Source organism: Streptomyces sp. NPDC038707 (assembly GCF_040636485.1).
In the GTDB taxonomy this organism is placed as follows: domain Bacteria; phylum Actinomycetota; class Actinomycetes; order Streptomycetales; family Streptomycetaceae; genus Streptomyces.
The window spans coordinates 206,198-219,086 of the sequence record NZ_JBEZUP010000011.1; the positions used below are offsets into that span (position 1 = coordinate 206,198).

Annotated in this window: 9 protein-coding genes; 6 read left to right on the forward strand and 3 right to left on the reverse strand. The window is 70.8% G+C overall.

Features of this window, described 5'->3' with window-relative positions; translation table 11 throughout:
- Positions 1-54 precede the first annotated feature (54 nt).
- The 3 genes from gltX to AB0E62_RS17945 all read right to left on the reverse strand — a co-directional run bounded on the left by gltX (position 55) and on the right by AB0E62_RS17945 (position 2,737).
- The gene (gltX, locus tag AB0E62_RS17935; RefSeq protein ID WP_362193923.1) at positions 55-1,539 is read right to left on the reverse strand and encodes a glutamate--tRNA ligase; all 1,485 of its coding nucleotides are present in this window, start codon (positions 1,537-1,539) and stop codon (positions 55-57) included.
- Positions 1,523-2,308: a fumarylacetoacetate hydrolase family protein gene (locus AB0E62_RS17940; protein WP_362193926.1), complete on the reverse strand. Its 786-nt coding sequence runs from the start codon at positions 2,306-2,308 to the stop codon at positions 1,523-1,525. The genes gltX and AB0E62_RS17940 overlap by 17 nt, the downstream gene beginning before the upstream one ends.
- 234 nt (positions 2,309-2,542) lie before the next feature.
- A complete protein-coding gene (locus AB0E62_RS17945; protein WP_362193929.1) occupies positions 2,543-2,737 on the reverse strand; it encodes a hypothetical protein in 195 nt (64 codons plus the stop codon).
- A 572-nt stretch (positions 2,738-3,309) separates the two neighbouring features.
- Between AB0E62_RS17945 and AB0E62_RS17950 the strand changes: the two genes are divergently transcribed.
- The 6 genes from AB0E62_RS17950 to AB0E62_RS17975 all read left to right on the forward strand — a co-directional run bounded on the left by AB0E62_RS17950 (position 3,310) and on the right by AB0E62_RS17975 (position 12,816).
- Complete coding sequence (locus tag AB0E62_RS17950; RefSeq protein WP_362193932.1) at positions 3,310-7,215, forward strand: nitrate- and nitrite sensing domain-containing protein; 3,906 nt, start codon at positions 3,310-3,312, stop codon at positions 7,213-7,215.
- Between the two features lie 9 nt (positions 7,216-7,224).
- A complete protein-coding gene (locus AB0E62_RS17955; RefSeq protein WP_014675212.1) occupies positions 7,225-7,638 on the forward strand; it encodes a roadblock/LC7 domain-containing protein in 414 nt (137 codons plus the stop codon).
- Positions 7,639-7,749: 111 nt separating this feature from the next.
- Complete coding sequence (locus AB0E62_RS17960; RefSeq protein ID WP_030612634.1) at positions 7,750-8,148, forward strand: DUF742 domain-containing protein; 399 nt, start codon at positions 7,750-7,752, stop codon at positions 8,146-8,148.
- Entirely contained in the window at positions 8,129-8,704 is a 576-nt protein-coding gene (locus AB0E62_RS17965) for an ATP/GTP-binding protein (protein ID WP_181793988.1), read from the forward strand. The genes AB0E62_RS17960 and AB0E62_RS17965 overlap by 20 nt, the downstream gene beginning before the upstream one ends.
- A 379-nt stretch (positions 8,705-9,083) precedes the next feature.
- Positions 9,084-12,392, forward strand: a complete 3,309-nt coding sequence (locus AB0E62_RS17970; RefSeq protein ID WP_362193936.1) for a nitrate- and nitrite sensing domain-containing protein — start codon at positions 9,084-9,086, stop codon at positions 12,390-12,392.
- A gap of 10 nt (positions 12,393-12,402) precedes the next feature.
- Positions 12,403-12,816, forward strand: a complete 414-nt coding sequence (locus AB0E62_RS17975; protein ID WP_004983065.1) for a roadblock/LC7 domain-containing protein — start codon at positions 12,403-12,405, stop codon at positions 12,814-12,816.
- Positions 12,817-12,889: the final 73 nt, after the last annotated feature.

Below are 12,889 nucleotides of genomic sequence, written 5' to 3' on the forward strand. Positions count from 1 at the left end.
TGAGGGGCGGCGCCCGGAGGTCCGGGGGCCGCCCCTCAGGCGTGGTGGGCCGGTTTACGCGGTGAGCCTGGCCAGGGCCGCGTCGATCCGGGCCAGGGTCTTCTCCTTGCCCAGGATCTCCAGGGACTCGAACAGCGGCAGGCCGACGGTGCGGCCGGTGACGGCCACCCGGACCGGGGCCTGGGCCTTGCCGAGCTTGAGGCCGTGCGCCTCGCCGGCCGCCAGGACGGCCTCCTTCAGCGCCTCGGCCGAGGACCAGTCGGCCGCCTCCAGCTTCTCCCGGGCGGTGCGCAGCAGGGCGTCGGAGCCCTCCTTCATCGCCTTGGTCCAGCTCGCCTCGTCGAAGACCGGCTCGGGCAGGAACAGGAAGTCGACGTTGTCGGTGATCTCCGACAGGACCTTCAGGCGGGTCTGGGCGTGCGGGGCGATCGCCTGCCACTTGGTCTCGTCGAAGTCCTCCGGCGCCCACGGTGCGAACGGGGCCCGCAGCCACGGCCGGCAGCGCTCGGTGAACTCCTTCACCTCGAGCATGCGGATGTGGTCGCCGTTGATGGCCTCGCACTTCTTCAGGTCGAAGCGGGCCGGGTTGGGGTTCACGTCGGCGATGTCGAAGGCCCGGACCATCTCCTCGATCGTGAAGATGTCCTGGTCCGCGGAGAGCGACCAGCCGAGCAGGGAGAGGTAGTTGAGCAGGCCCTCGGGCAGGAAGCCCTGCTCGCGGTAGAGGTTCAGCGAGGACTGCGGGTCGCGCTTGGACAGCTTCTTGTTGCCCTCGCCCATCACGTACGGCAGGTGGCCGAACCGCGGGACGTCCTTGGCGATGCCCAGCTCGATCAGCGCCTTGTACAGCGCGATCTGGCGCGGGGTGGAGGAGAGCAGGTCCTCGCCGCGCAGGACGTGGGTGATCTCCATCAGGGCGTCGTCGACCGGGTTGACCAGCGTGTACAGCGGGGCGCCGTTCGCGCGGACGATGCCGTAGTCGGGCACGTTCTCCGGGGTGAAGGTCAGCTCGCCGCGGACCAGGTCGGTGAACGTGATCGTCTCGTCCGGCATCCGGAAGCGGACGATGGGCTCGCGGCCCTGCGCCTGGTACTGCTCGACCTGCTCGGCGGTCAGCTCGCGGCAGTGGCCGTCGTAGCCGGAGGGCCGGCCCGCGGCGCGGGCGGCCTCGCGGCGGGTGTCCAGCTCCTCCTGGGAGCAGTAGCAGTGGTAGGCGTAGCCGCCGTCCAGCAGCTTGCGGGCGACGTCCTGGTAGATGTCCATCCGCTGCGACTGGCGGTACGGCGCGTGCGGGCCGCCGACCTCGGGGCCCTCGTCCCAGTCGAAGCCGAGCCAGCGCATCGCGTCGAGGAGCTGCTGGTAGGACTCCTCGGAGTCGCGGGCCGCGTCGGTGTCCTCGATGCGGAAGACCAGGGTGCCCTGGTGGTGCCGGGCGAAGGCCCAGTTGAACAGGGCGGTGCGCACCAGGCCCACGTGCGGGTTACCGGTGGGCGAGGGGCAGAAACGGACGCGTACAGGTGCGCTAGCCACGCTTGACAACCTTGTTGGTGAGAGTGCCGATGCCTTCGATGGTGACGGCGACCTCGTCGCCGACGTTCAGGGGGCCGACCCCCGCGGGGGTTCCGGTGAGGATGACGTCGCCGGGGAGCAGCGTCATGGCCTCCGAGATGTTGACGACCAGGTCCTCGATGGAGTGGATCATCTCGCTCGTACGGCCCAGCTGGCGCTGTTCGCCGTTGACGGTGAGCTGGATGGTCAGGTCGTTCGCGCGGGCGAGGTCCAGGTCCGTCTCCACCCAGGGGCCGAGCGGGCAGGAGCTGTCGAAGCCCTTGGCCCGGGCCCACTGCTTCTCGCGCTTCTGGACGTCGCGGGCGGTGACGTCGTTGGCGCAGGTGTAGCCGAGGACGACGTCCTTGACGCGGTCGCGCGGGACCTCGCGGCACATGCGGCCGATGACGACGGCCAGCTCGGCCTCGTGGTGCAGCTCCTGGGAGAACGACGGGTACTGGATCTCGTCGCCGGGGCCGATCACCGAGGTGGACGGCTTGAAGAAGGCGAACGGTGCCTCGGGCACCTCGTTGCCCAGTTCGCGCGCGTGCTCGGCGTAGTTGCGGCCGAAGGCCACGACCTTGTTGGGGAGCACCGGCGGGAGCAGCCTGACCTTGCTGAGCGGCACCTTCGTCCCGGACAGTTCGAAGTCCGCGAACGGGATGCCCTTGATGATGTCGAGGACGAGTTCGTCCTGCTTGTCGCCCTCGACCGCGCCGAAGGCTACGTTCCCGTCGATGGAGAACCTGGCGATGCGCACGGGATGCTCGCGCCCCTCACTGAGAACCGGCGTATTGACGCCCCAGGTTATCGGAGCTATAGGACGCTCACCTCTGCTGGGGGTGTCGCCGCAGGTCAGAAAGGGTCACGGGGTTGTGGGCGGCTCGGCCGGACCGGCGGCGAAGCGCGTACTCGCACCCGTGCCCGTACAGACGGGCGCGGCCGGAGGGATCGTCGTGCGATCCCCGCGGCCGCGCCCGGTGAAGCTCGTCGGTCACTCGCCGGCCGGGGCTCCCGAGCCCACCGGGACGTCCATGAGGACGGTGCGCCGGGGGTTGGCAGTCTGGGCGGGGAGGTCGACGGAGTGCTCCGGCAGCTCGGGCGTGTGCAGCTCGCCGGCGTCCTTCAGGTGCGCCAGGGTCGTGCGTCGCGGGTTGGCTATCTTGCGGAACATCATCGTCGTCTTCACCGTTGTCGTCCTGTCCCCTCTGGGGGAGTGGGTGGGCAGAGTCGTCCGTCTTGTAAAGCGTCAGGCTAAACATCCGATTCCCCGACGAAGTCGCCAACTGTCCCCGAGAAGTGTGTGAGTTTGCTCACCAACTCATGGGCAAACCGGTCAATTCCGGCCGTCAACCGGGCCTAACTAAACGGACATTGGGCACCTGAAGCCATCATTCCGCTCCTGATCATGTCGACTGGGACACCTGCCCCCGACCGGCAACTCGCCGGAGTATGACCGTTTTCGACCGAAACTGACTCCACGGCTGGTAACCCACCACTCACACGTTGTCACAGAGGTCACAGCTCGGCCCGCTGCCCTTGTTGGAGATCCTGCACTGTGCTGGAATTCCACGGACCGCCGCGGGATCGAGCCGGCGCACAGGGGGCGCGACACAGCGCCGAGTGGCGGCGAGACAGGGGGAAGCCAGCGCCGGTCACTCAAGACCACCCGGGGGGCGTATTCAGGGCGCTCCCCACAACGCCGACACCGTGTCCCTCCGTTCACCCGGAGGGGCGCCTGGTCCAGAGGTTGCGACGCTAGTGCAGGGACGTTTCAAGAGGGATGGCAGCGCTTCGGCGGAGCCGGAGCCGCACGGCGGGACCGACCGCGGTTCAACGCCCCAGCACGCCCAGAAGCCGGGACCGGCCCCGGCCAAGGACGGCGGCGGACGCCCCGGCGCCCCCACCCCGACGGCCCCCGCGAAGACCGCCCCCTCCGGCGCCCCCACGCCGACGGTGAAGCCCGCCCCGGGCGGTTCCACCGGCCCCGGTTCCCGGCTGGCCCTGCGTAACTGGCGCATCTCCACCCGCCTGGTCTCGCTGCTCGCCCTCCCCGTGGTCGCGGCCACCTCGCTGGGCGCCCTGCGCATCAACGAGAACCTGAACGACATCCAGCAGCTCGACAACATGAAGCTGCTGACGGAGATGACCAAGCAGGCCACCGAGCTGGCCGCGGCGCTCCAGGAGGAGCGCGACCAGTCCGCCGGCCCGCTGGCGCGCGGCGGCCTGAACGCGAACGACTACCAGATCAAGGCCTACCAGCAGAAGACCGACCGGGCCCGTGACGACTTCCTCGACGACTCCGAGAAGATCGACGCGGCGAGCAAGGACGGCAAGCTCCAGGGCGTGCGCGACGCGCTCGTCGGCCTCGCCAACCAGCTGGACGACCTGGCCAAGATCCGCCAGAAGGCGTACGCGTCGGAGCGGAACGCCTCCCAGACGGTCGAGTCGTACCACCGTCTGATCACCCAGCTCATCGGCCTCTCCCAGGACATGGCCGAGGCGTCCAGCAACCCGGAGATGATCTCCCGCACCCGTGCCCTGGCGGCCTTCTCCACCGCCAAGGAGTACGCCTCCGTGCAGCGGGCCATGATCGCCGCCGCGCTGCCGGCCACCCCCTCCACCAAGGGCGACCTCACCGAGAACGACCGTCTCTACGGCCAGTCGGCGTACGAGAGCGAGAACTCCGAGCTGGCGATCTTCCGGAAGATCTACGCCGACCAGAACACCGAGGAGCTGCTGAAGCCGATCGACGAGGGCAACCCGACGATCGAGGCGGCCGACACCTACGCCAAGCGCTCCTTCGAGTCCCCCGACGGCCTCCAGCAGCTGCCGGCGCGCTCCTACAAGGACTGGGTGGACGACAGCTCGACCAAGATCGAGCAGATGAAGAAGATCGAGCACACGCTCCTGGAGGAGATGGAGCAGAAGGCCCGCGAGCTGAAGAGCGCCACCCAGCGTGAGGCCATCATCTCCGGTGCGCTGATCCTGCTCGTGCTCGGTGTCTCGCTGGTCGGCGCGTTCGTCGTGGCCCGCTCCATGATCCGCTCGCTGCGCCGGCTCCAGGAGACCGCGACCAAGGTCGCCCAGGACCGCCTGCCCGAGCTGGTCAAGCAGCTCTCCGAGTCCGACCCGCAGGACGTGGACACCTCCGTGGAGTCGGTCGGCGTGCACTCCCGGGACGAGATCGGCCAGGTGGCCGCGGCCTTCGACGACGTGCACCGCGAGGCGGTCCGCCTCGCCGCCGAGCAGGCCCTGCTGCGGGGCAACGTCAACGCGATGTTCACCAACCTCTCGCGCCGCTCCCAGGGTCTGATCCAGCGTCAGCTCTCGCTGATCTCCGAGCTGGAGTCCCGCGAGGCCGACCCGGACCAGCTGTCCTCGCTGTTCAAGCTGGACCACCTCGCGACCCGTATGCGCCGTAACGGCGAGAACCTCCTCGTGCTCGCCGGTGAGGAGCCGGGCCGCCGCTGGACCCGCCCGGTGCCGCTGGTCGACGTGCTCCGTGCCGCCGCGTCCGAGGTGGAGCAGTACGAGCGCATCGAGCTGGCCTCCGTCCCCACCACCCAGGTCGCCGGCCGGGTCGTCAACGACCTCGTGCACCTGCTCGCCGAGCTGCTGGAGAACGCGACCTCCTTCTCCTCCCCGCAGACCAAGGTCAAGGTCACCGGTCACGCGCTGCCCGACGGCCGCGTCCTGATCGAGATCCACGACACCGGTATCGGCCTGTCCCCCGAGGACCTCGCGGCGATCAACGAGCGGCTCGCCTCGCCGCCCACCGTGGACGTGTCCGTGTCCCGCCGCATGGGCCTGTTCGTGGTCGGCCGGCTCTCGCAGCGGCACGGCATCCGCATCCAGCTGCGCCCGTCCGACTCCGGTGGTACGACCGCGCTGGTCATGCTGCCGGTGGACGTCGCCCAGGGCGACAAGAAGCCGGTTCCGGGCAAGCCCGGCGGCCCCGTGCCGACCGGTGGTCCGGCCGCCGCGCAGGCCGCCGCCGGTGCGGCCGCGGCCCGGCGGCAGGCCGGAAACCACGGTGGCGCCCCGGCCGGCGGCGGTCTGCTCGGCGGCGGTCCGGCCCCGCGCGGCCAGGCCGGTCCCGGCCAGGGTCCCCGCGCCGCGCTGCCCAACCCGGGCCAGGGCGGACGTCCCGGTGCGCCGGGCGGAGCGCGCGGTCCGCAGGGCGGCCCCGGTGCCGCGCCGCAGCAGGGCGGCCGGATGCCGGCCGGTTCCGGCGCGGGCGGCTTCGGCGGCCAGGCGCCGGGTGCGCCGCAGGGCCTGCAGGCCGCCCACCCGAACGGTGCGCAGCAGCAGGACCTCTTCGGCGGCGGCGACGGCGGCCGCAAGCGGTCCGGCAAGCCGGCCGACCAGGGACGCCGGCCCCAGTTGCCGCCGCGCGGCGGCCCGCGGGCCGAACTGCCCGGCGGGGAGCCGCAGTCCCGCACTCCGGGCTGGGCCGCCGACCAGGCCCCGCTGTCCCGGGACGCGCTGGACACCCCGCGCGGCCACGACGAGCGGGACCCGGCGCGGACCGCGCACATGCCGCGCGTGGACGACCGGCAGGGTCCGGGTGCGACCGCGGAGATGCCCCGCGTCGACGCCCAGGGCCCGGCCGCGACGGGTGAGTTCCCCCGTCCGGAGCTGCCCGGCGCGGGCGACTCGGCCCAGCAGACCGGCCAGTTCGCCCGCCCGGACGACCTCCGCCAGACGGGCCAGTTCCCGCAGCTCGACAACGCACAGCAGACCGGCCAGTTCCCGCAGCTCGACACCCCGCAGCAGACCGGCCAGTTCCCGCAGGTCGACACCCCGCAGCAGACGGGCCAGTTCCCGCAGCTCGACAACGCCCGGCACACGGGCCGGTTCGCGCGTCCGGACGCCGAGCGGCAGGCGGGGCCCTTCGACGGTCCCGGCACCCCGCAGGACACCGGTTCGTTCGCCCGCTCCGACGTGTTCGGCGCCCCGGGCGCCGGCCGGCCGGACCACGGTGACCGGCACACGGGCCAGTTCCCGGCGCCGCAGGCCCCGCAGGCGTACGACAGCGGTGCCGACGGCGGTTTCGACGGCGGCTCCACCGGCCGGCACGCCCTGCCCGGGCGTCCGGACCCCGGCCACACCGGGCAGTTCGAGCGCCCGCGGCCGGCCGGCCACGACGACTTCGGCGCCCCGCGCCCGGCCGCTCCGCAGCAACAGCGTCCGGCCCGCACCGAGCCGGAGGCCCTGCCGCCGGCCAGCGGTCCGGGAGACGGCCGTACCCCGCTGTTCGACACGCTGGAGACCAACTGGTTCCAGCAGCAGCAGGAGAACGCGCCCGCGTCGCCACAGACGCAGCCGCAGTCACCCGCGTCCGCCCCGCAGCGGTCCGGGCCGAACACCGGCTCCTGGCGCACCTCGCCGAACGACGAACTCGTCCGGCAGGCCGAGCGCGTGCGGCAGCCCGCCGCGGGCGGGGTCACCACCTCCGGCCTGCCGCGCCGCGTGCCCCGGGCGAACCTCGTGCCCGGCACCGCCCAGCAGCAACAGCACCAAAGCGGTCCGCAGGTCTCGCGTGCGCCCGATGACGTACGCGGCCGGCTGACCAATCTCCGTCGGGGCATCGCTCAGGGCCGTCAGGCCGGCAGCGGCCAGACCGGCAGCTTCCCGAGCCCCACTCACCAGCAGGAGCGTTAGTTGAGTCCGATGAGCCAGGCGGCACAGAACCTGAACTGGTTGATCACCAACTTCGTGGACAACACCCCCGGGGTGTCCCACACGGTGGTGGTCTCCGCCGACGGCCTTCTGCTGGCGATGTCCGAAGGCTTCCCGAGGGACCGCGCCGACCAGCTGGCGGCCGTCGCCTCCGGGCTGACCTCGCTGACGGCCGGGGCGTCCCGGATCTTCGAGGGCGGCACCGTGGCACAGACGGTCGTCGAGATGGAGCGCGGGTTCCTCTTCCTGATGTCCATCTCGGACGGGTCGTCCCTCGCGGTGCTGGCCCATCCCGAGGCGGACATCGGTCTCGTCGGTTACGAGATGGCACTGCTCGTCGACCGCGCGGGTGCGGTACTCACCCCGGACCTGCGCGCCGAACTCCAGGGCAGTCTGCTCCACTGACCGGCCCCGGCACCACCCACCTCACGAAAACACCGTCCGGCCGCCACAATCCCCCCACCGGCCCCGTCAGACGGCTTGACTGACCAACTAGCTGTCCCGCCCGGAGGATTCATGACCCCGCCCACCGCCCATCATGATCCGTACGCGGAGCCGTACGGGGACGAGGGCGACCAGCCGCTGGTGAGGCCCTACGCCATGACCGGCGGCCGGACCCGGCCCCGCTACCAGCTCGCCATCGAGGCGCTGATCAGCACCACGGCCGACCCGGCCGTGCTCATGGGGCTGCTCCCGGAGCACCAGCGCATCTGCCACCTGTGCCGTGAGGTCAAGTCGGTGGCCGAGGTCTCGGCCCTGCTGAACATGCCGCTCGGTGTGGCCCGGATCCTGGTGGCCGACCTCGCCGAGGCCGGCATGGTCGCCATCCACCAGCCTGGTGGCGACGAGAACAACGGCGGCGCTCCGGATGTGACGCTGCTCGAAAGGGTGCTCAGTGGACTTCGCAAGCTCTGACGCGGGCCGGGCCACCACCTCCGCGAAGATCGTGGTGGCGGGCGGCTTCGGCGTGGGCAAGACCACGTTCGTCGGCGCCGTCTCGGAGATCAACCCGCTGCGCACAGAGGCCGTCATGACGTCCGCGTCGGCCGGCATCGACGACCTCACCCACACCGGAGACAAGACCACCACCACGGTGGCCATGGACTTCGGCCGCATCACCCTGGACCAGGACCTCATCCTCTACCTGTTCGGCACCCCCGGACAGGACCGCTTCTGGTTCATGTGGGACGACCTGGTCCGCGGCGCCATCGGCGCCATCGTCCTCGTCGACACCCGCCGCCTCGCCGACTGCTTCCCCGCCGTCGACTACTTCGAGAACAGCGGCCTCCCCTTCGTCATCGCCCTCAACGGCTTCGACGGACAACAGCCCTACAGCCCCGACGAAGTCCGCGAAGCACTCCAGATCGGCCCCGACACCCCCATCATCACCACCGACGCCCGCCACCGCGCCGACGCCAAGAGCGCCCTCATCACGCTCGTCGAGCACGCCCTGATGGCACGCTTGAAGTAGCGGTCAAGTGCGTCGGGCTTTACGGCAGTTGTCGTAGAGGTTTCGGAGCCGGCTGTGGCCTTTGACACGGTCGGCTCCGGGGTTCATAACAGTTCGGCAGAGGAATGCCCGGGTATCACCACGCCACGCGGTCGAACGGTGCCGCTGCGCGCACGAACCCCCCGCCTTTTGACAAGTCTCGCTCTTTATGACCGTTTTATCTGGCGTTTACAACGGCTCCACCACAGGCTCCCGCTGTTTGGAATCGCGCTGGTCCACGTGCTGGAATGCCTGAACTGCCCAATGGTCGAAGACGTACTCCGTAGTGGTCTGTCGCGGACCGGGCTCTGAGAGACTGCGGCACGACGTAGGTGCCGACCGCCGAGAGGTTGTTGGTCGAGTGAGGCGAAGCAAGAACGGTCCCGAGCCGTCGGCACGGGGCAACTTCACCCCGCCGCCGCGCGCTGCGGCGCCCACCCCCGTCACCGGCGCGCAGCCGGCGGCGGCTCCGGCGTCCGGTGGCCGTCTCTCCCCGCGGAACTGGCGGGTGCCGACCCGGCTGAACGCGATCCTGCTCATACCCGTGCTGGTCGGCCTCGTCATGGGCGGCTTCCAGGTGAAGAGTTCGATCGACACCTGGCAGGAGGCCCGCGACGCCGAGAACACCGCCCGTCTGGTGCGCGCCGCCCTCTCCTACGCCGACGCCCTGGAGAACGAGCGCGACGTCAGCGCCGAGCCGCTGCTCCTGAACAAGAAGGACGCCCAGAGCAAGGCGGTCGTCGACAACGCCCGCAAGGCCACCGACCGGGCCGCCGACGCGTTCGAGGAAGCCGCGAAGAGCGCGCCGGACAAGTCGGGCATCAAGCGTCGGCTGACGCTGTTCCACGAGGCCGAGCCCGGGCTGGCCCGGCTGCGGCAGGCCGCGTTCACCTCCCGGATGACCGGCGTGAAGACCGAGGAAGGCTACGTCGAGGTCATCCACCCGCTGATGGAGTTCGCCAACGAACTCGGTCTGGGCACCGGAAACATCACCTCCTACGGCCGTACCGTCTACGCGATGTCGCTGACCAAGGCGGCACTGTCGCTGGAGCGGTCGATCGGCACCCATCTGCTGGTCAAGCCCGGCCCGGACGCCCCGAACCTGGCGTCCCAGCAGATCTCCCTGTCCTCGTACGCCTACCTGGAGCGCATCGCGCTGGAGGAGTACAAGGGCGGTGGCACCGCGGCCGACGCGCAGAAGCTGGAAGACGCCACGTCGAAGATCCAGACGGACGCCGCCGCGCTGGCCCGCAAGGCCAAGGCGGAGGACCCGAAGTACGTCGCCCCGCCGGCGGACCCGACCGACATGGTCACGGCGCTGGCCACCATGAAGGACACCGGCGCGCTCACCCGCCAGGGGCTGGCCGCCAAGGGCATCACCACCGCCAACTGGTGGGCGGTCAACACGCTGAAGTACAAGGCCTACCACCAGATCGAGACGGACCTGGCCGACAAGGCGGTGAGCGAGGCGTCCGGCATCGCCGACGACGCCAAGACCTCCGCCCTGATCACCGGCGCCGTCGTCGTCATCGGTCTGCTGGCCGCGTTCATCCTGGCCGGCATGGTGGCCCGGCAGATGAGCCGCTCGATGCGCCGGCTGCGCAACGCCGCCTTCGGCATCGCCGAGCAGCGGCTTCCGATGCTGGTCGACCAGCTCTCCCGCACCGACCCCGGCCGGGTCGACACCCGGGTCGAGCCGATCCCCATCACCAGCAAGGACGAGATCGGCGAGGTCGCCCGCGCCTTCGACCAGGTGCACCGCGAGGCGGTCCGGCTCGCCTCCGAGCAGGCGCTGCTGCGGGGCAACATCAACGCGATCTTCACCAACCTCTCGCGCCGCAACCAGTCGCTGATCGAGGGCCAGTTGACCCTGATCACCGATCTGGAGAACAACGAGGCCGACCCGGACCAGCTGGAGAACCTCTTCAAGCTGGACCACCTGGCCACCCGTATGCGCCGCAACGGCGAGAACCTGCTGGTCCTCGCCGGCGAGGAGCCCGGCCGCCGCTGGGACCAGCCGGTGCCGCTGGTCGACGTGCTGCGCGCGGCCTCCTCCGAGGTGGAGCAGTACGAGCGCATCGAGCTGTCCGGGGTGCCGGAGGCCGAGATCCACGGCCGTGCGGTCACCGACCTGGTGCACCTGCTGGCCGAGCTGCTGGAGAACGCCACCACGTTCTCCTCTCCGCAGACCAAGGTCCGGGTCACGGCGACCCGGCTGCCCGACGGCCGCGTGATGATCGAGATCCACGACAAGGGCATCGGTCTGACCGCGGAGGACTTCGCGGACATCAACCACAAGCTGGCCAACCCGCCGACCGTGGACGCCGCGATCTCGCAGCGCATGGGCCTGTTCGTGGTCGGCCGGCTGTCCGACCGGCACGGCATCCGGGTCCAGCTGCGCCCCTCGGGCGAGCAGGCCGGTACGACGTCCCTGGTCATGCTGCCGGACGCGATCACGCACGGCGGTGGCGGCGAGGCCCCGCTGGAGCGCGAGGAGTTCACCGTCTCGCAGATCATCCCGGAGCAGCAGTTCCAGGGTGGGGACTTCAGCGTTCCGCAGCAGCCCGTGCGCACCGCCGCCGAGCTGGGCTTCGACGACAGTCGCTACACCGAGACCCCCGACGGCGGCCGGGAGCTGAACCCCATCGGCCGCACCCGGATGCGCGAGGAGCGCCGCGCCGCGCTGGAGGCCCAGCACGGCCGGCCGCACGCCGAGCCGCAGCACGAGAGTGCCGAGGCCCCCTACCAGGACCCGTTCACCGGCCGGCAGCAGGCGTATCAGGAGCAGCCGCAGCAGGCGTCGTACGAGACGCCGGCGTACGAGGAGCAGCACACCGGCTCGTACGAGGAGCAGCACACCGGGTCGTACCAGGAGCAGCCCACCGGCTCGTACCAGGAGCAGTCCACCGGCTCGTACGAGGAGCCGCACAGCGGATCGTACGAGCGGCCGTACCCGCAGGCGTACGACGAGCAGTACTACGCGCCGACCGGTGAGGTGCCGCAGCCCGAGGGCTTCCTGGCCGACGGTGGTTACCCTGAGGCCCCGGCGCCCTACGCCGAGCCCGCCCCGCAGCCGTCCTACCAGGACGACTGGCCGCAGCAGGACGGTTACCAGAACGGCTATCCGGCCCAGTACGCTCCGGAGGCGGAAACCCCGCAGGCCGCTGACGCGGATGAGCGGAACGGCGTAGGCTTCGACCGTCCGGGCACGGACTCTCCCGCCGCGCACGAGCTGACCGATGCCGGGCTGCCCCGCCGTGGCTCCGCCGCGAGCGGCTCACAGGGCGCCGGCTCCGCGAACGCGAACGGCACGGCGCGCGTGCGGCAGGAAGCGGCGTCCCCGGCACCGGGGAGCACGCAGGGCACGGGCGGCGACGGCGACTGGCGGTCGGCGAACGACGAGCGGTGGCAGCAGGCCGCGCAGCTCAGGAAGCCCAAGGCAGGCGGGGTCACCGCCTCCGGCCTGCCGCGGCGGGTGCCCAAGGCCAACCTGGTCGAGGGTTCCGCCGAATCCACCCCCCAGGGAGGCCCACAGGTCTCCCGCGCCCCGGAGGACGTCCGGGGCAGGCTGAGCAACCTGCGTCGGGGCGTCCAGCGCGGGCGCAGCGCAGGCAGTGATACGAACGGCCAGGGCTTCGGTCCTGACAGCACCTACGACCAGGAGCGTTAGTGTGAGCCCGATGAGCCAGGCGGCACAGAACCTGAACTGGTTGATCACCAACTTCGTGGACAACACCCCGGGGGTGTCCCACACGGTGGTGGTCTCCGCCGACGGACTCCTTCTGGCGATGTCCGAAGGCTTTCCCCGCGACCGCGCCGACCAGCTCGCGGCCGTCGCCTCCGGTCTGACCTCGCTGACCGCCGGTGCCTCGCGCATCTTCGAGGGCGGCAGCGTGAACCAGACGGTTGTGGAGATGGAGCGAGGATTCCTCTTCATCATGTCCATCTCCGACGGGTCGTCCCTCGCGGTGCTGGCCCACCCGGAGGCGGACATCGGGCTCATCGGGTACGAGATGGCCCTCCTGGTGGACCGCGCGGGCACGGTTCTCACCCCGGATCTCCGCGCGGAGCTCCAGGGAAGCCTTCTCAACTAGTAATCGGACGATGCGTATACGTGTCCCGGGGCCGTAAGGTTTCGGGACGCGGCTTCCACAGGGATGGGTGCCC

Bases quoted from the DNA above. Each gene is read 5' to 3' on its own strand.
- AB0E62_RS17955 (WP_014675212.1), top strand. From the start codon at position 7,225: ATGAGCCAGGCGGCACAGAACCTGAACTGGTTGATCACCAACTTCGTG.
- AB0E62_RS17960 (WP_030612634.1), top strand. From the start codon at position 7,750: ATGACCCCGCCCACCGCCCATCATGATCCGTACGCGGAGCCGTACGGG.
- AB0E62_RS17975 (WP_004983065.1), top strand. From the start codon at position 12,403: ATGAGCCAGGCGGCACAGAACCTGAACTGGTTGATCACCAACTTCGTG.